We start from the raw sequence: 18,704 nt of genomic DNA on the forward strand, positions 1-18,704 counted from the left end.
TTTTTGGCGTGTTGGTCGATGGTTCGTTGTCTTTGGGTGGTTTGGCCATCGCCAGAAGAAGCTCTTCGTTGGACGCTTTGGTGTGTTGGTGGCGACCTCGGCAGGATTCGAACCTGCGACCGTCGGATTAGAAGTCCGGTGCTCTATCCAGCTGAGCTACGAGGCCGATCCTATCGAAGTGGCCCGCCGCTGCCTTTGGTCAAACAACAGGCTTATCGTTTAGTGAGTCCAGGGCACCCGCCGGTCATACTTGAAATTGTCGGCATACGCGACGCGGCGGCGAATACGCTCTTTTGGTTCTTCCACCCGAAAAGCAATGCCATTTCGTGTGCAATAAGCAATGGCATCATCTTTGGTGTCGAATTTCAGGCTGACTTGCGCCTGCATGTCGGAGGAAGACGTCCAGCCCATGAGAGGTTCAACAGACCGTGGTTTCGCCCGGTCATATTCCAGAACCCACCCCTTGGTTTTACCCAGGCCAGACTGCATGGCGGTTTTGGCGGGCCGGAAGATACGGGCGACCATTGGCTTTTCTCTCCACCATCGTGCCGCAATGAGCGTGTCGTGCGGCAATGAAAATCTCGTGGTCGGGGCAGCAGGATTTGAACCTGCGACCCCCTGTTCCCAAAACAGGTGCGCTACCAGGCTGCGCTATGCCCCGATACGAAATTGTCTGCCACGAACTGTCTTACATTTGAGCGGGCGTCAAGCCTGCGAACCAAACCAAATGGTAAAAAACAGTGTGCTCCTTACAATGCTTCACCGGGCAACAACCTACTGGCGCTGCAAATCAGGATGAATGACGGTGTCGCCAGGTTCCAAACCAATACGGTCTGCAGTGCCAGCGACAAACTCCAATACCGCGATGACAGGACCGCGCGAATGAACCGAGCGTAGAGATAGTGGTTCCGTGCCACGTTCTATGCGGTGCACCACGCCGTCTTCGGCGATGAACACCATGTCGAGGGAAACATACGTGTCGCGCATCCAGAACGACGCCTCACGCGCCTGAGCAAACGGAAAGAGCATAGCGAAATCCGGCGCCAACTCTCGCCGATGCATCAGGCCCAAACCTTGCTCTTGGGGTGTACGCGCGATCTCGATGGTGAATTGGTGGGAACCCGTCGATGTCTCAACGCTTAACGAAGATTCTTCAAACGCCCATGCGGCACCAGCCCAAAAAAGGCCGGCCAGAAGCATTGGAACCACAAAAGATATGGCAGTGCGCAGCATGAGCAGTCTATTGGCGATCAATGTGACGCCGGTATGGAACTGCCGTTCACCGGGCGCACTTCAGATGCCATACGGCCTTTGGGACCATCGCCGAAACGCACCAGAACATCCTGCCCGGGACGCAACTCTGTGAGGCCGTACCGACGAAGGGTTTCCATGTGGACAAAAATGTCCTCTGTCCCCTCGCCCTGAGTGAGGAAACCAAATCCACGAATGCGGTTAAACCACTTTACAGTCGCTGTTTCCAAACCAGACGTGGGTGTGATCTGCACATGTGTGCGTGATGGCGGCAACTGTGAGGGGTGGAGTGCGGTCGATTCGTCCATCGACAAGATGCGCAGAGCCTGCAAGCCGCGAGGACGGTCTAAAACTTCCACAACGATGCGTGCGCCTTCATAGGCGGTCTGGTAGCCATCACGGCGCAGACATGTGACGTGCAACAGAATGTCTTTCATGCCGTTGTCAGGGACGATGAAACCGAACCCTTTGCCGACGTCAAACCACTTGATCTGCCCGGCAACCTCAAAAACATCCAGCCCGGCATCATCGCCCAGTTCGGCAATGAGTTCGGGATCAAGAGGGGGTTTACCCGTCATTCTAGCCAGCCCTACCCACGCATTCCGCCACTACACGCGCCACCATCGCCGCGAATCAGCCATCAATCTGGTCGAAAAACAGGCGAAGCACTTTGATTCCTTATGTGAAGGATGCCCTCGACAGGCGCGGACGGGCAAGCCCCTTCATCATTTGTTTACGATAATTCCTGGATCGTTAAGCTTGCCGTAACGGACAGTGGGTGATCTCTAGCCGCGTGTTGTCTTGGATAAGAGCCGGTCGCGCCGTTTTACTGCCGTTTCTGATCAGTCAGACAGACAAAACTGGCCATGCGCAGTTTTTTGGATTCACCCGCTTGAACCCCAAACAGACCCACCCTATAAGGGCCGCCTGTCTGGCACATCTGTGACACAGAATGTGCGCCCATCGTCTAGTGGTCTAGGACGCCGCCCTTTCACGGCGGAAACACGGGTTCGAGTCCCGTTGGGCGTGCCATCTCTTTCTCTCGGCACAACTAAGCCGAGCGCGTTGAAACAAACGACCCGTTTCTCAATTGTTTGGATGCGCTGTTCAGCCGTGCCGCTTGAGTAGGCACTGCTATGCGACCGCTGGGACCATCTGGTGCCCTTTGAGCAGGTCTTCCAGCGTGTACTTATCAAGCACATCAACAAAACCGTCATAGGCGGCAGCAAAAATGCGGTTCACTGGCGTGATCTGACGCACTGCGCAGTCCACCGGTTCGCCAAAGCAGTCGACAACGATTCGCGTTGGTTCGGTGATGCGCAGAACACGACCCAAATTGATCTCGTTCGGCTCCAGCCCCAACTTAATCCCACCACCGCGACCACGCGCCGTTGAGAGGATGCCTTCGCTGGCCAGCTGAGCAACCAGCTTTTGAATGTTGTATTCGCTGATTTTTTGGCGCTCAGCAATTTCGCTAGAGCGCACAGCCTGTGGCATCGCGTGGGCGCAATCCAACAAAATTCTGATGGCATAAGATGTCTGTTTTGAAAGGCGCATAGGAGTCTCGCTTTACCGGGCACTTAAGTATGCCCTTATTCGCGTCAACAGGCAAAACTCAAGCTAGGGCACAAGCCAGGTTTGGCTGACCTCTCCGATCGAATCCCATGAAAAACGAGCTCTACGGTGACCCTGATGGGCCAGGTAGAGCCATTCAAGCGTTTGCATTTGTAAGGTTACAGCAACGAAGTTTTCCGCGCCCTCTTCTGGGTCTTCCCCCGATGTGAACGCAATGGTGCTTGGAGCTTCGACGGCGTCACCGGGGGTTGGCACAACACGGTAGCACTCACGGGAAAAGTCGCGCGTGGCATCCCATGCAGCTTGACGCACATCGCTGTCTCTATGGACCGTGGCCAGGGCATCCAGACGCAACTGCGTCTTAGCTTTGGGATCATAGAGATGCACCGCGGCTCGTTGGTCGCTAGCCAACTCGTCCAACTTGGGAGAGCGGGCGTCAGTGTGAAAGCGTAGCGTTCGTGTTTGTGGATCGAAGCCACGATTTACAACCGTGCGCAGACGGGGGGCACCATCAGGGCCAATCGTTGCAACGGTGAATGTGTGCATGCCGGACTTGCGATCTTTCACGCCGCGCGCGATCAACGCCAGTGCATGATCACGCGTAGCGTCCAAATCGTTGTAAAAGGGTGGCGTCTCTTGCTGGATCATCAACAAATTTGGTGGCCTGTTCAGCTCTGAAAATCAAGGGTTGGCGACATCACGGATGCGCAGTTGCACTGTTTCACGACCCTGCCAGCTGTTGATCGATAGCGTTCCAGCAACATGAAGGGGCCCGCCACCGCGGGCCGCCATCAAAGCATCGCCAAGTGGGGTCTCAGCGGCTCGAAAGGCGATCGCAGCCAGGCCAGGTCCCTGCCCGTCCGACAATGTGACTTTGATGTGGTTGGTGCCCACCACGCCAGCGTAGGTCACGCGGTGACTGGCAAAGGCAAACACTGGCTCGGGAAATCCTGTTCCATAAGGCGCTGCGCTTTCAATGGCGCCGGTCAAGTCAAGCGAGGCAGCGCTGGCGGTGAGTACCGCGTCCACGTCTAGAGTTCTCGTGGCTGCTGCATGGTCAGATGCTTTGTTGAGGGCATCCACCAAAGCGTTTTGCGCGTCGCTCCAAGCTGAATCGACCAGTGTCAGCCCTGCCGCCATCGCGTGGCCGCCGCCCTTTGCCGCATGCCCGGCCTCGACCAGCCCATGAACAGCCTGCCCAATATCAATGCCGGGGACGGATCGGGCCGATCCGGTCCAAGTGCCATCGGGCGTCAGTGTGAAGGCCAAAGCGGGTCGATGGAATCGCTCTTTCAGGCGCGCTGCAATCAAGCCAACCACACCTTGATGCCATGTGTCATCGCGCACCATGATGACCGGCGGCACATCTCCAACGCGCTCGACCATCGCGATGGCACTCTCAACCGCTTCGGTTTCGATCGCTTGGCGTTGTGCGTTCAACGTGTCGAGTTCGGCTGCCAGTGCACGGGCCTCATCGGAATCCGTACTCATCAGCAACCGCGCACCCATGGCAGCATCGCCAATACGACCACCTGCGTTGATGCGTGGCCCGAGCACGAAACCAAAATGATAAGGACGCAGAGGGCCCGAAAGCCTTGATGCCGCGATCAATGCAGCAAGGCCCGCATTGGTTTGCCCTTGTGCAACCTGAAGGCCCTTCACCACAAAGGCCCGGTTAAGGCCAGTGAGCGGCACCACATCCGCGACAGTTGCCAAAGCCACAAGGTCTAGGAGTTGAAGCAGATCGGGCAGCGTGTTCCGGTCATAACCACGGTTGCGCAGCTCACGGTTAGCAGCAACCAGCGCCATAAACGTCACACCGGCCGCACATAAATGGCCAAGACCGGAGGTGTCATCGGGACGATTGGGGTTCACCAAGGCTTCGACCGGCGGACCGAGATCGCGCATCTGATGATGGTCGAGCACCAGAACAGGCAGACCGCGTGTCTGAGCGTGGGCAAGCGCCTCATGGCTGGTGGCGCCACAATCCAGTGTGATCAGTAGGTCAATGCCCTGCTCAGCCAAACCATCAATGGCCGTGATGTTGGGGCCATAACCTTCAGAAACACGGTCTGGGATGTGTACAATTGGCGCAACCCCAAGTGTCAACAGCCAGCGGGCCATCAGCGCACAGGATGCTGCACCATCCACATCATAGTCGCCAAAGAGACCCACAGTTGCCTGCGCTTCCACCGCATCGGCAAGAAGGCCAGCCGCATCTTCCATTGCTCGTAGCACCGAAGGATCGGGCATCAGTGTGCGCAAGGTGGGGTTCAAAACATCGGCAGCTGTGTGACCATCCTCGCCACGACCAGCCAAAACCTTAGCGAGGATGGCATTGAGGCCTGCCGCTTCCTGGATCGCAAAAGGACGTGGATCATCCCGTTCCAGACGGCGCAACCAGCGTTGCCCGCCGATGGAACGAGCAACTTTTAAAACAAGCGCGGCATCATCAGTCGAGATGGAACTTCTCAAGCAGTGTGTGCTTGCCTTTGATCCAGCGTACCGTTTTAGAAGCTGAGCGCATCACAACCGTGTCGGTGGTGATCACATGCGGGCCAAAGTGCACACCGTTAAGCAGATTGCCTTCTGTCACGCCTGTCGCAGCGAGAATAACATCGCCGCCAGCCAGTTCATCCACTCGATACACTTTGTTGGGATCCGTCACGCCCATACGCAGAGCGCGATCACGCTTGTCCTTGGTGTCAAGAATCAATCGCCCTTGCATCTGTCCGCCAACACAGCGGAGCGCGGCAGCGGCGAGCACGCCTTCAGGCGCACCACCAATGCCAAGATAAATGTCGATCCCAGTTTCTTCAGGCGTCGTGCAATGGATGATACCGGCGATGTCGCCATCCGGTATCAGCCTTAGCGAGGCGCCCAACTGACGGATCTCAGCAATCAGCGCCGCGTGTCGCGGGCGATCCAAAACACAAGCAGACACTTGCTCGACAGGTACGCCCTTGGCGTCCGCAACGGCCTTGATGTTTTCTGTCGCGGTTTTGTCGAGGCTCACCAAGTTTTCTGGAAACCCAGGGCCAATGGCGACCTTATCCATGTAGACGTCGGGCGCATTGAGCAGGCTGCCCTTTTCGGCAAGCGCCACAACGGCCAGTGAGTTGGGCAGATTTTTGGCGCAGACGGTGGTGCACTCCAGCGGATCGAGGGCGATATCAACCTCCGGTCCGTCGCCAGTACCGACCTTCTCGCCAATGTAGAGCATCGGAGCTTCGTCCCGCTCACCTTCGCCGATCACCACCTCGCCGGTGATGGGCAGCTTGTTAAGTTCGCGACGCATGGCATCCACGGCAGCCTGATCGGCCTCTGTTTCATTGCCCCGGCCTCGCCAGCGTGCCGCCGATACAGCTGCGCGCTCGGTCACACGCACCAATTCCAAAGTCAAAATGCGCTCGAGAACGAGTTCCCCCGGCGTCAGAATGGAATTGGTCATAGAACGCGGCTCCTTTGCGGCATGTGGCTACCGCTCGATTCGGATGATTTGCGGTGCAGCATTCACATGCCCGTCCGCGACGATGGCGTCCATGGCTTCTCGCACAGATAGTTCCATCGTCTCATGGGTGATGATGATCACGGGCTGATGAGAATGCGGTCCTGTGTCGGTTGGTTTACGTCGCTGAACAATGGATTGCAGCGAAATTCCGTGCTCAGCCATCCGCTGAGCTATGGCGGCGAAGGCGCCAGGTTTGTCGACCACAGAAAGGCGCACATAATACCCACCTTCATGGGCGCGCATGCGAGCTTTTTGATAGGGGCGAAGCGTGCCGCGCGGCAGGCGCAAGGGTTTGGGTTCCAATCCGCGCGCCAAGTCCTGCAGATCAGCAAGAACCGACGCAGCGGTGGCATCACCACCTGCCCCGGGACCGGACAGCACAATCTCTCCAAGAAGATCGGTGTCGATGGCAACCGCGTTCAACACGCCATTGATCTGCGCCAGCGTTGAATCCAACGGCAACATGGTTGGATGCACCCGCTGCTCAATACCGGTGTCGGTGAGCTGAGCGACGCCCAGCAGCTTGATGCGATAGCCAAGCTCAGCCGCCGCCGCCATATCGTCTGGGGTGATCGCACGGATGCCCTCGACATACATGTCGGAGGCTTCAATTTCCGTTCCAAAAGCAAGTGAGGTCAGAATAGCAAGCTTGTGTGCGGTGTCGAACCCATCGACATCAAAGGTTGGGTCGGCCTCCGCATACCCGAGGCGCTGCGCATCGGCCAGCACGTCATCAAAGGCAATGCCCTCGTTCTCCATACGGGTGAGAATGTAGTTGCAGGTGCCGTTGAGAATACCAGATACGCGGGTGACTTTTTGGCCTGGCACAGCATCACGCAGCGCCCGAATGGCGGGGATCCCCCCCGCCACAGCGGCTTCAAAGAGCAGTGGAACCGAGGACTTTTCCGCCAGTGCTGCAAGTTGAAGTCCGTGGGCGGCAAGCAGCGCTTTGTTGGCAGTGATAACTGGTTTACCGGTTTCCAGAGCGGCCTCGACGACCGACTTGGCCGCCCCGTCCTCTCCACCGATCAACTCGACGACCAGATCGACATTGGGATCACGAGCCAGGTCAGCAGCATTGGCGTGGAAGGTCAGTCCAGACGCGTCAAAGCCGCGATCTTTGGAAGCATCGCGTGCCGAGACAGCGGTCAGCCGCAGCGGCCGTGCGCCTTCGGCGCTGAGCTCTTGGGCACGGGTCAAAAGCAAGCGAGCGAGCGCGGCACCAACGGTGCCGAGCCCTGCAACGCCCACACGCAATGGGCTGTCGCTGGATGGTAAGGTCATGCGCGGTACGTCCAAGCTGGCGGATAACCGCCAATAAGAGGGTGTATCAACGCATGCGATTGACGATCTTGCTAACCGCGCGCGCTGAGGGCGACCACGTTATGCAAAGTCTCGTCAGCACTTTCAAGGAACCTGCGCAGATTGCGCGCGGCCTGGCGAATACGGTCTTTGTTCTCCACAAGCGCGATGCGGACATAGTCATCACCATGCTCGCCAAAACCAACACCTGGTGCGACCGCAAAGTCGGCTTTCTCAATGAGCAGTTTTGAAAATTCCAAACTACCAAGATGCTTGAATTTTTCTGGAATTGGCGCCCACGCGAACATTGAGGCTGCTGGTGATGGGATATCCCATCCTGCCCGTGCGAAGCTGTCGACCAACACATCACGACGCCCCAGATAAGTGGCCCGCATGTCGTCCACACAGTCCTGCGGGCCGTTAAGCGCCGCTGACGCAGCCACTTGGATCGGCGTAAAAGCGCCGTAATCAAGATAGGACTTGACCCGTGCCAAAGCCGCGATCAGCCGTTCGTTGCCAACAGCAAACCCCATCCGCCACCCGGCCATCGAGTAAGTCTTTGACATGGACGTGAACTCCACGGCCACGTCTTTGGCGCCTTTGATCTGCAGGATTGATGGCGGCGGATTGCCGTCGAAATACACCTCTGAGTAAGCCAGATCAGAGAGCACGATCAGGTCATTCTTGCGGGCAAAGGACACCACATCACGATAAAACTCCAAGTCCGCAATATGCGCCGTCGGGTTTGACGGATAGCAGAGGACCAAAGCCAAAGGCTTGGGAATGGAGTGTTGAACGGCACGCTCAAGTGCATGGAAAAATTCAGGACCTGGTTCGCACGGCACGGAGCGAACCGCTGCACCCGCCATCAAAAAACCGAAGGCGTGAATGGGGTAGCTGGGGTTGGGCACCAAGATCACATCACCGGGAGCGGTGATGGCTTGCGCCATGTTGGCAAAGCCCTCTTTTGACCCAAGTGTTGCAACAACCTCAGTGTCCGGGTTCAGCTTCACGTTAAAGCGGCGCTCATAGTAGGCAGCCTGGGCACGGCGCAGCCCTGTGATGCCACGCGAGGCAGAGTAGCGGTTGGTGCGTGGTTTACCGACCGTTTCGATCAGTTTTTCGTTGATGTGCTCGGGCGTCGGCAGGTCAGGATTGCCCATCCCAAGATCGACGATATCGGCACCGTTCGCCCGCGCCTTCGCCTTGAGCTGATTGACCTGCTCAAATACATAAGGTGGCAGGCGGCGAACATGGTGAAACTCGTTCATCTCGACCTCAAAGGTTGGGCATCAGAAATGATGCTGGGATAGCGGGCGCCCACAAAAGGCGATTCTTCTAGCGATGTGCCGTCAAAACAGTGGCCGCTTTGCGGCGCGTCATTGCATGGCGGCGGGCGTTGTGTCTCACAAAGGCAAGACAGGGGCAATTGATAGGAACGTCCCACATGCCTTTGTTTGGTCGTGCCGCAAAAGCACATGACCTATGCAAGATGCGATGTTGTCATTGTACAGGCTGCTGGAGCATGGTGAATGAAACGTTAAGGGAACAAGGGTGCAAACCCGATTTGACGGCAATCGTCACCTTGGCTGGCGGGACATAAGGAAACGATCTGGCGATGGCGCAGACAGGCGACACCACACCCTCAAAAGGCCAAGCGGCAAAAACGACGCGTGCCAAGCGTCGTCCGACCAAACGTGCGCCTGCCAACACAGTCGCCAGCGAAAAGGCGACTGAAAAGGCGCAATCCAAGACATCAGCAGCGTCGAAACGCGCTGCAAGAACGACCCAAAAAACTGCTAGTGGGCCCAGAACCACGAAAACTGCGGTGGCAAAGACAACCACTCAACAGCCCAAGACGACCAAGAAGCCAACACGTAGAACCAAAGCCCAGGTCGCTGTGCAGGCTGGGTCAAGATCGTCCAAAACCAAAGCCGCCAAGCCGATGCAAGCAGTGGTAACGCCGGAGCAACCGGTCACGCCGCCCACTCCAGAGGCGCCAGCACAGACCAAAAGGCGCGCCGCGGAGCCCGACGAGCGCCCACTGGAAGACTATTCGATCAACGACCCGGAAGCTTTTGCCGAAAATCTCGGTAAGTTTGTCGAACAGTCTGGTCGGGTTTGGGCCGCCTATTTGAAGCCGCGCGAGGAAGGCGAAGTTCGCGCCGTGCAAGCTGACGAGATGGGCGAGGTGGTTAAGACTTTGAGTCAAGTCTCAGAGTACTGGCTCTCCGATCCAAAACGCCTTTTGGAAGCGCAAACAAGGCTTTGGTCGGGATTTTTTGACCTTTGGACAGGGTCTATGGCGCGCGTTTCGGGCGAGGAAACCAAGCCTGTCGTCGAGCCGGACTCCCGAGACAGGCGTTTCAACGACCCTGAATGGTCCCGCAACCAGTTTTTCGACACGCTCAAACAAGCCTATCTGCTGATCTCCAACTGGGCCGATGAACTGGTGGACGAGGCCAGTGACCTGGATCCACATACCAAGCATAAGGCACAGTTTTATGTGAAGCAGATTGCTAGCGCGCTTGCGCCCACCAACTTTGTTGGCACCAATCCCGAGCTCATCAAGGAAACGCTCGCCAGCAACGGTGAGAACCTGGTGCGGGGTCTCTCGATGCTTGCTGAGGACCTACAAGAAGGTCATGGCGATTTGAAAGTGCGTATGACCGATACGCGCAAGTTCCAAGTCGGCGAGAACATGGCAACCACGCCTGGTAAGGTGGTGATGCGCAATGATGTCTGCGAACTGATTCAATATGCGCCGACAACCGACACGGTGTTGAAGCGGCCTTTGCTGATGGTGCCGCCTTGGATCAACAAATTCTACATCCTCGACCTCAACCCGCAGAAGAGCTTCATCAAATGGGCGGTCGCGCAGGGTCACACTGTTTTCGTGATCTCATGGATCAATCCAGATGAACGCCAAGCGCAAAAAGGCTTTGAGCACTATATGCGTGAGGGAATCATGGAATCCCTGACCGCCATCGAGGATATCACTGGCGAGCGGCAGGTGAACGCGGCGGGCTACTGTGTTGGCGGCACGCTGCTATCGGTATCGCTGGCGTACATGGCGGCGACCGATGATGATCGTATCGCCTCAGCCACACTGTTCACCACACAGGTTGATTTCACCCATGCCGGCGACTTGAAAGTGTTCGTGGACGAAGAGCAGTTGAAGGTGATGGAAGAGCAGATGGCCCGTAAAGGCTATTTGGACGGCAAGAAAATGTCGTCGGCCTTCAACATGCTGCGCGCCAATGATCTGATCTGGCCCTACGTGATCAACAACTACCTGAAGGGCAAAGACCCCTTACCCTTCGACCTGCTCTACTGGAACTCTGACTCCACACGGATGCCAGCTGCCAACCATCTGTTTTATCTTCGCAATTGCTATCTTGAGAACACACTTTCTCGCGGCAAAATGGTGCTGGATGATGTCAAGCTGGATCTCGCGGACGTCACTGTACCGGTCTACAATTTGGCCACGCGTGAGGATCATATTGCACCGCCTCAGTCGGTCTTCCTCGGCTCGCAGTTCTTTGGTGGGGATGTTCGTTTTGTCTTGTCCGGCTCAGGCCATATTGCCGGTGTGATCAACCCACCAGACAAGAACAAGTATCAGTATTGGACGGGTGCAGAACCGCGCGGGCGCTATGACGATTGGGTTGCCAAGGCGAGCGAGACACCTGGCTCTTGGTGGCCAGACTGGCAAGCTTGGACGGAAAGCTTGGATGATGAGCGCGTGACGCCGCCCAAAACGGGCTCCAAGTCTTACCAACCTCTCATGGATGCTCCCGGCTCATATGTGCTGATCAAAGCCTAGATGGCCCAGCCCACAGCCCCATAGGCCTGCCCGAGTTGCTTACTTGGCTGTCGCTTCGCGCTGTACAGTCTTGGAAGGCGTCTCTGAACCTGCTGAAACGGCCTGATCGTCGTCGGATGAAGCCTCTGAGTTTTTTTCTTTTTGGGCCGCCCCATTGCTGCTTTTGGTCTGCCAATCCGGCAGGAGTGGTTTGGGCGTGCCAATAGGATCGCGTCCACTGCCGCTGCGGTAACGGTCCAAAGCGCTTGGACGCGGCCTGCCAAGTGGTTTTTGTTTCTCATCAGCCTTTGGTTTGGTCTTGGCCTTATCTTTAGACGCGTACGGCTTGCTTGAAGCATTGCCGTTCGCGCCTGAGGTTTGATCGCCACCGTCTTCGGCTGGCTTGTCTTCGCTTTTGGCTTTGGTCTTTTCCTTGGCAGCGTCCTTCTCAACTGAGCTCTTGTCCTCGCCCGCTGTTTCATTGGCATCATGTTCAATGACAACAGCTTCGTCTTCCTTGGGTTCGGAAGACTTTTTGCTGCGCAAAGGCTCTGCCGGTTTGATCGTTGGCTTTTCGACGCGTTCGGAGCTCTTGGAGTCGGACCCCTTGAAAGATGAGGAAGCACTCGCCGCCGACGTCGTCGTAGCAGGGCGAGCACGAGGCCGTTCTGGACGGGAGACAGGTGGCGGCGGTGGCGAGGCTTCGGAGGTAGGCTCAGCGGGTCTTGCTTGGTGCTGCGCACTGGCGGCGGGACGCGGTGCAGCTTGCTTAGGAGGAGCGATCGCAGGTTGCTCAGGCGTCGTTGTGGCCGAGGCCTGTTCTTTCAGTGCCATTTCCTGGCCGAACGAACGCAAGAAGGTTGGAACGCCAGACGCTGGTATGGGATGGCCAAACTGGAAGCCCTGGCCGTACTCGCATCCAAGTTTGGCAAGCTCAACCGCAACCTCTTCGCTTTCAATGCCTTCGGCAACGATGTCCATTTCAAGGTCGTGACCAAGTGCGACGATAGCAGCGAGCACCACAGCAGGCTCGCCCGGCACCATATCGGTGACGAAGGATTGGTCGATCTTGATCGTGTCGAACGGGAAGCGCTGGAGGTAGGCCAGCGATGAATAGCCCGTACCAAAGTCATCGAGTGAAAGGCCGATGCCTAGCTCGCGACACCGCGCAAGCACTTGCGAGGCGTATTCAGGGTTCTCCATCACCAGCGATTCGGTCAACTCAAGCTTGAGTGCCGACCCCGGCAGATCGGCGCGCGCGAGAATAGCGCGAAGATCGTTCAATAGGTCGTGTCGCAGAAGTTGTCGCGAGGAGATGTTGACGCTGGTGAACAGTCCTGCGGCATTGGAGTCGTTGCGCATCCAGCGGTTAAGATCGCGAGCGGCACGTTCCAGCACAAACAGGCCAACCGGAATGATCAGACCGGAACGCTCAGCAATTGGCACGAACTCAGCCGGTGCCATGCGACCGTGACGCGGGTGATCCCAGCGCAACAACGCTTCAAAGCCTGCAAGCTTGCGGTCTTCCAAACGAATGATGGGCTGGTAGAAAACCGTTAGTTCGTCATTATCAAGCGCCTTACGAAGGTCGGCCTCTACAGCGGCGATGGAGCGACCGTGCTCGCGCAGCGATGGACGGAAGGCCTCGCAGCGGTCGCCGCCAAGACGCTTGGCATGCGCCATCGCAATCTCAGCATCACGCAAACAGTCCTCAGCCCCATCCGCATTCGGATCGTAGGTTGCAACGCCGATGGAAACGGTCAGATTGACCTCATCATCGCCGAACACAACGGAAGTCTTAAGCGCGCGCCGGATTTGTTCAGTTAGCCGAGCAACGGACGCTGGCTTCTGCTCCGAAAGCAAAAGGATGCCGAACTGATCACCGCTAAACCTGGCGAGGGTGTCATTGGGCTTCAACAACCGGTCAATTCGCCGTGCTACCATGGTCAGCAGAGAGTCCGCTGCGCTGGTACCGACCGCTTCGTTGTGCTGCGAGAAATGATCGATGTTCACCACAACCAGTGTGGGGCGCGCAATCTCTTCAGCGCGTGCGCGTTCCAACGCTGTTTGGGTGCGATCAAGGAAAAGCTCGCGATTGGGCAGGCCGGTCAAGCTGTCGTGGATGGCATCGCGCAGCAGCCGTTCCTGCGTTGTCTTCATCTCGGTGACATCAAGCATGGTGCCGATCAGGCGGAACACGCCTTCATCCGCTACCACCGGACGGGCGCGCAGTCGAAACCATTTGAAGTGACCGTCTTCGGCGCGCATGCGAAGTGTTTGATCGATGCGGCCACGACCGGTTGCTACCACCGTTTCCACCACATGGCGGAAATGGTCGCGTTCGCCGGGGTGAATGGCGCTGATCCAGTCTTGGAAAGGACCTGCTAGTGAGCCACGTTTGAGACCCAAAATGTCTTCGGTAGCAGGCGAGGAATAGACGCGATCTTTGGCAAGGTCCCAATCCCAGACCAGGTCACCAGACCCACTAAGCGCCAGCACTTTGCGCTCAGAATCTGACACCAATCCTTCGGCCAGCGTCCCACCTGCAAAGGCGTGCTGCATGACGGTAAAGCCCAACAACAAGACCAGCAGGACCAGACCACCGGCTAATGCTGGCGAGACCAGATCGTTGACGATGTAGCCAGAGACGGCAAGCCAAGCGGCCAAAAGCCAAGCTATGAAAACCGTCCAGCTAGGGATCAAATGAACGGCGCGGTCATAGCCCTGCAAAGACATGGGCACGATAACCAGCAGCCCACCAATACCGATCACACCCAAACCCATGCGGGCTATGCCAGACGCAATTTGTGGATCGAAGACGGCCAAGCCGATGAGCGATGAAAAGAACGCTGCCCAGACAAGCCCTATTCGGAAGAAAACGTTGTGGACCGCACCTAGGCTCAAATAGGCGTAGATGAGGAGCACCAGTGCCGCCGCCAATACCACCTCGGCGATGGCGCGGCTCACCTGTTCGTCGCCTGGTTGCAGATCGAAAATCTGGTTCCAAAACCCAAACTCGATGGCAAGGTAGGCGAGCACTGCCCACGCCACACCTGCCACAGCAGGGAACATGGCGGAGCGTTTGACGATGAAAAGGATCGTCAGGAAGAGTGCCAGCAGACCAGCAATGCCGAGCACGATGCCCTTATAGAGCGTGGTGGCATTGACGCTGTCACGGTAAGCATCATCTTCCCAGAGAATGAGCTGTGGCAGACCCGGTGTGCGCAACTCGACAACGTACGTAACAACCGCACCAGGGTCGAGCGTGATGCGGAAAACATCGGCCTCCTGGCTTTCTAAGCGCTCTGGCGCGAGGCCTTGGCTGGGCGAAATCGCGACCAGGCGAGAGGCGCCAAGATCTGGCCAGATGATTTGACTGTTGGCCAAACGAAAGTGCGGCGCAACCAAAAGTCGGTCGATCTGTTCGTTGGACGTGTTTGTAAGCGCAAAGACAATCCAGCTGCCATTGCTGTCAGCTTCACGCGCACGCACTTCGATCCGACGCACAATGCCATCAAGTCCAGGCGCAGTGGAAACCTGAATGCGGTCACCCACATCAACAAAACGATCAACGGCTCGGGTAAGATCGAGCGCTTCGACATCCAACGGCACGTTGATTGCATCAAGAGCGGCAGCCGGCGTCGTGACCAAGCAGATAAGGCTTAAGAAGAGGGCGTGCAGCAGGCGCAAAGAGCGGCTTCTCCCGATGGCGGTCTGGTTACGTTACTGATTCAGACAAGCGCGAGTCATCATGGCGCGAAAAGGCGCTCGCACCAAGGCCTGGTTCCCTATCGTTTCGAGGCCTTGTGTACAAGCGGTGTCCGTTGTTGAACCGTCGGCCATTCGCCGCAGCTTGGCGGGTCAAAGCGGAGAGATTTTGGCGAACAGGCGGTGATCCTGCCAACGCCCGTCGATCTTCAGATAGGCTTTGGCCAATCCTTCTTCCTGAAAACCAACGCGCTGAAGCAAATTTATAGATGCCTGATTGTCTGGCAGGCACGCTGCTTCGATGCGGTGCATGCCCAGTTCGCCAAATAGGAATGGGAACATGGCGGGCAAAACTTCGCTCATATAGCCTTTGCCAGCATGCTGTTCACCCATCCAATAACCCAAGCTGCAGGACTGGCTGACGCCATACCGAATGTTGGAAATAGTGAGCCCGCCGAGAAGACTCTCGCCATTTTTGTCAAACACGAAAAAGGCGTAGCCCTGCTTATCGCGCGCATCCTGCGCATAACGGCGCAGCCGACGGCGAAAGGATGGACGTGTGAGTTCACCAACCGGCCAACGCGGCTCAAATGGCTCAAGAAATGTTTGACTTTGCGCCCGCAACGCAGCCCACCGCTCAAAATCGGCCTCTTCAGGGGCGCGAACCAAACAGCGTTCGCTTTCAAAGATCGGCGGTGATGGTTGCGAAAGAGAACGAAAAAACGTCACAGGTGGTCAGCGTGTTTGATTGTAACAAACAGAATGCAGGCCCTGCAGCCTTACACCCCGGATTTCTTGCATACCATCGGCCAATCGGCCCAAAGGTCAAGCGCTTTGGCGTCACCAACCCCAGCTTTGGCAAATGTGGCGCGCTGCATGACAGAAAGCCAGACATCTTTGACATCTTCCAGACTTGTCTCTTCAATCTCTTGCTCAAGACGCTTGCGAGGACGCAAATCACCCAGAATGGCAAGTTGGCGAGCGTGCCGTGCCGCGATGCCAGGCAGGCTCTCAGAGGCCATCGCAAGCGATGCGCGGAACTGACGTTTGGCCGCCACCAACTCGTCCGCGCTCATATCCTCACCAAACCGCAAGAGTTCTTCACGTAACCGTTCAATCATTGGGCTCACAGTGTCAGCAGAGGTGGCCGTCTGGATGACGCCCAGACCACAATCGCTGTAGATCATCTGATAGGCGTCCACGGCATAGGCAAGACCTGCCTCTTCGCGGATCGACTGGAAAAGCCGAGATGTCATGCCACCACCGAGCATCTGGACCGCAAAGGCATGTGCCACAGAGTGCGGAGCCCCAAAGGCTGGCGCCGGCCACGCTAAGGCGAGATGAGTGTCAAAAGTGTCGCGAACCTCAAAGAAACTGCCCGCAGAAGCCTGCGGCAAAGTTCGCGGCGCTGCCGAGACGGCGGGAAAGCTTGGTGCGATTTGCTCGATGGCGACGATCAACTCCTCATGCTGAACAGCGCCCGCCGCCGTGATGATCGTGCTATCGGGTGCGTATGTTCGCGCTTGGAAGGCTTGCAAGCTTTCCGGGCGCAAAGATCGCACAGTCTCTTCGGTACCCAGAATGGGTTGGCCAATGGCATCGCCCTTAAACGCGGCAAGCCCTATGCCATCAATCAATCGGTCATCGGGAACATCCATCGCGCCAGCGATTTCTTGAACGACAACATCTTGTTCCAGCGCAATATCAGACAGGCGATAGTTTGGAGCACAGACGATATCCAACAGCACGTCCAACCCAACGCGCCAATCCTCGGCCAACATGCGCACGGTGTAGCTGGTCGCTTCTGGGCTGGTTTCGGCGTTGATGTCCCCACCAAGCGCTTCAATATCGGCTACAGTTTGGTAGGCGGAACGCCGTCGGGTGCCTTTGAACGCCATATGCTCAAGGAAATGCGCAAGGCCATGTTCATCAGGGCGCTCATCGCGCGTTCCGGCATTGACAAAAACGCCCAACGCTACGGTTTCGACATCGACGCGAGTCTCGGTAACAACCGTCAAGCCTGATGGCAGCCGGGAAACGTCAGTCAAGCGCCACCCGCCGCGATGCGCGCCTTGGAGACGACGAAGTCTTCTACGGCTTTCTGATCGTTCGGGAGACGGTCCATATGCTCGTCTCGCTCCATCAGATCAGCAAGATGCGGTGGAAGTGCGGGATTCACGCCCGTCGCTGCCTCGACTGCCGCTGGAAACTTTGCCGGATGAGCTGTGGCAAGCGTGATGATCGGGATTGAGGGATCCAGGTTTTCTTCGTCAGCCACGTGATGGGCGACCGCAACGCCGACTGCGGTATGCGGGTCGAGCACATAGCCTTGTTCGGCCAACACCCGTTTCATGGTTGTTGCAACAGCATCCTCACCGGCGCGCGCAGCGGAAAAGTCAGAACGCAGAGCTTCCAGTGCCTCTTCAGGAACAGTGAAGGATCCAGATTGTTTCAAGCTGCTCATCAGCTCGCCGAGCGCGTTGCTGTCTTTGCCCATAGCAGCATGAAGCAACCGCTCGAAATTCGAAGAGACTTGAATGTCCATTGACGGGGACGTGGTCTGCACAACGTCAGCTGCCTCGTAGCGACCGGTTTCCAACGTGCGGGCCAAAATGTCATTGGTGTTGGTGGCGATGATCAATCGATCAATGGGAAGACCCATTTGCTTGGCAACCCAGCCAGCAAGAATGTCGCCAAAATTGCCGGTTGGAACACAGAAAGACACTTTGCGGTCCGGTGCTCCCAAGGCGACAGCGGAGGTAAAATAGTAGACAATTTGCGCGACGATACGCGCCCAATTGATCGAGTTCACACCAGACAGCGCAACCTGCTCGCGGAACGCAGTGTGCGTGAACATGCTCTTCACGATGCGCTGGCAATCATCGAATGTGCCATCAATAGCAAGCGCGTGAACGTTGCCATCAGCAGAGGTGGTCATCTGTCGGCGCTGAACGTCGGAGACGCGTCCATCTGGATACAGGATGAACATATCGGTGCGCTCACGGCCCAGAAATGCATCAATCGCCGCCCCGCCTGTATCGCCTGAGGTTGCACCGACGATGGTGGCACGTTGGTCACGTTCGGCCAGAACATGATCCATAGCGCGCGCCAGGAACTGCATAGCCACATCTTTGAAGGCGAGTGTACGACCGTGGAACAGCTCCATCACCAGATGGCGCTCATCAAGCTGAACCAGCGGTGTCACGGCGGTGTGCCTAAACGTGCCATAGGCCCCGTCAATGATGGTCCTTAAAGTATCATCATCAATCGTGCCGCCGACAAACGGATGGATGACCTCAAAGGCAACCGTCGCATAGGGCTTACCCCGCATGGCGCGAATTTGGTCATGCGACAGCGTCGGGACGCTTTCGGGCATGTAGAGCCCGCCGTCAGGCGCAAGGCCTGCCAGCAAAGCATCGGCAAAGGTTAGGCGCTCAGAGCCGCCGCGTGTGGAGTGATACAACAAGAGGTGCTCGACAGATCGTAAATCAAAGGCTTCGGAATGGTGCGCGCATCTGTTACGCCACCGATGACGCATCGTCTAGCGATCAG

Annotated in this window: 13 protein-coding genes, 3 tRNA genes and 1 pseudogene; 2 read left to right on the forward strand and 15 right to left on the reverse strand. The window is 57.0% G+C overall.

All coding sequences use genetic code 11. From position 1 onward, the window contains the following. Window positions 1–89 precede the first annotated feature (89 nt). From ABWH92_RS15650 to ABWH92_RS15670, 5 genes are all read right to left on the reverse strand, one after another. Window positions 90–166 (reverse strand) — tRNA-Arg (locus ABWH92_RS15650). Between the two features lie 53 nt (window positions 167–219). Then, a complete protein-coding gene (locus tag ABWH92_RS15655) occupies window positions 220–525 on the reverse strand; it encodes an ETC complex I subunit (protein ID WP_375569931.1) in 306 nt (101 codons plus the stop codon). A 59-nt stretch (window positions 526–584) separates the two neighbouring features. Beyond that, window positions 585–661 (reverse strand) — tRNA-Pro (locus ABWH92_RS15660). Window positions 662–774: 113 nt separating this feature from the next. Next, a complete protein-coding gene (locus tag ABWH92_RS15665; RefSeq protein ID WP_375569933.1) occupies window positions 775–1,233 on the reverse strand; it encodes a DUF192 domain-containing protein in 459 nt (152 codons plus the stop codon). A gap of 17 nt (window positions 1,234–1,250) precedes the next feature. After that, window positions 1,251–1,829, reverse strand: coding sequence for a cold-shock protein (locus tag ABWH92_RS15670; protein WP_375569935.1), 579 nt, complete (start codon window positions 1,827–1,829; stop codon window positions 1,251–1,253). 378 nt (window positions 1,830–2,207) lie between these two features. Between ABWH92_RS15670 and ABWH92_RS15675 the strand changes: the two genes are divergently transcribed. Further along, window positions 2,208–2,283: transfer RNA gene (locus ABWH92_RS15675), tRNA-Glu, on the forward strand. Window positions 2,284–2,385: 102 nt separating this feature from the next. Here ABWH92_RS15675 and ABWH92_RS15680 read toward each other — a convergent pair. The 6 genes from ABWH92_RS15680 to ABWH92_RS15705 all read right to left on the reverse strand — a co-directional run bounded on the left by ABWH92_RS15680 (window position 2,386) and on the right by ABWH92_RS15705 (window position 8,910). Further along, window positions 2,386–2,808, reverse strand: coding sequence for an RrF2 family transcriptional regulator (locus ABWH92_RS15680; RefSeq protein ID WP_375569937.1), 423 nt, complete (start codon window positions 2,806–2,808; stop codon window positions 2,386–2,388). 63 nt (window positions 2,809–2,871) lie between these two features. Then, entirely contained in the window at window positions 2,872–3,474 is a 603-nt protein-coding gene (locus tag ABWH92_RS15685; protein WP_375569939.1) for a pyridoxamine 5'-phosphate oxidase family protein, read from the reverse strand. Window positions 3,475–3,507: 33 nt separating this feature from the next. Then, window positions 3,508–5,301, reverse strand: a complete 1,794-nt coding sequence (gene recJ / locus ABWH92_RS15690; RefSeq protein ID WP_375569941.1) for a single-stranded-DNA-specific exonuclease RecJ — start codon at window positions 5,299–5,301, stop codon at window positions 3,508–3,510. After that, a complete protein-coding gene (gene glpX, locus ABWH92_RS15695) occupies window positions 5,279–6,277 on the reverse strand; it encodes a class II fructose-bisphosphatase (protein WP_375569943.1) in 999 nt (332 codons plus the stop codon). Before glpX ends, recJ begins: the two co-directional genes overlap by 23 nt. Before the next feature lie 27 nt (window positions 6,278–6,304). Next, window positions 6,305–7,621, reverse strand: a complete 1,317-nt coding sequence (locus ABWH92_RS15700; RefSeq protein WP_375569945.1) for a homoserine dehydrogenase — start codon at window positions 7,619–7,621, stop codon at window positions 6,305–6,307. Between the two features lie 71 nt (window positions 7,622–7,692). Next, window positions 7,693–8,910, reverse strand: coding sequence for an LL-diaminopimelate aminotransferase (locus tag ABWH92_RS15705; RefSeq protein ID WP_375569947.1), 1,218 nt, complete (start codon window positions 8,908–8,910; stop codon window positions 7,693–7,695). A 674-nt stretch (window positions 8,911–9,584) separates the two neighbouring features. Here ABWH92_RS15705 and ABWH92_RS15710 point away from each other — a divergent pair. Beyond that, the gene (locus tag ABWH92_RS15710; RefSeq protein WP_375569949.1) at window positions 9,585–11,465 is read left to right on the forward strand and encodes a PHA/PHB synthase family protein; all 1,881 of its coding nucleotides are present in this window, start codon (window positions 9,585–9,587) and stop codon (window positions 11,463–11,465) included. 831 nt (window positions 11,466–12,296) lie between these two features. On the opposite strand, the pseudogene ABWH92_RS15715 reads toward ABWH92_RS15710, so the two are convergent. The 4 genes and pseudogenes from ABWH92_RS15715 to thrC all read right to left on the reverse strand — a co-directional run. After that, window positions 12,297–15,152: pseudogene (locus tag ABWH92_RS15715) on the reverse strand (EAL domain-containing protein); the annotation flags it as partial. A gap of 153 nt (window positions 15,153–15,305) precedes the next feature. Beyond that, window positions 15,306–15,821, reverse strand: a complete 516-nt coding sequence (locus ABWH92_RS15720; protein ID WP_375569951.1) for a GNAT family N-acetyltransferase — start codon at window positions 15,819–15,821, stop codon at window positions 15,306–15,308. 110 nt (window positions 15,822–15,931) lie between these two features. After that, window positions 15,932–17,200: a M16 family metallopeptidase gene (locus tag ABWH92_RS15725; protein WP_375569953.1), complete on the reverse strand. Its 1,269-nt coding sequence runs from the start codon at window positions 17,198–17,200 to the stop codon at window positions 15,932–15,934. Beyond that, window positions 17,197–18,618: a threonine synthase gene (gene thrC / locus ABWH92_RS15730; RefSeq protein ID WP_375569955.1), complete on the reverse strand. Its 1,422-nt coding sequence runs from the start codon at window positions 18,616–18,618 to the stop codon at window positions 17,197–17,199. Before thrC ends, ABWH92_RS15725 begins: the two co-directional genes overlap by 4 nt. Window positions 18,619–18,704: the final 86 nt, after the last annotated feature.

The sequence above is a fragment of the Ahrensia marina genome (assembly GCF_042140245.1).
In the GTDB taxonomy this organism is placed as follows: domain Bacteria; phylum Pseudomonadota; class Alphaproteobacteria; order Rhizobiales; family MH13; genus MH13.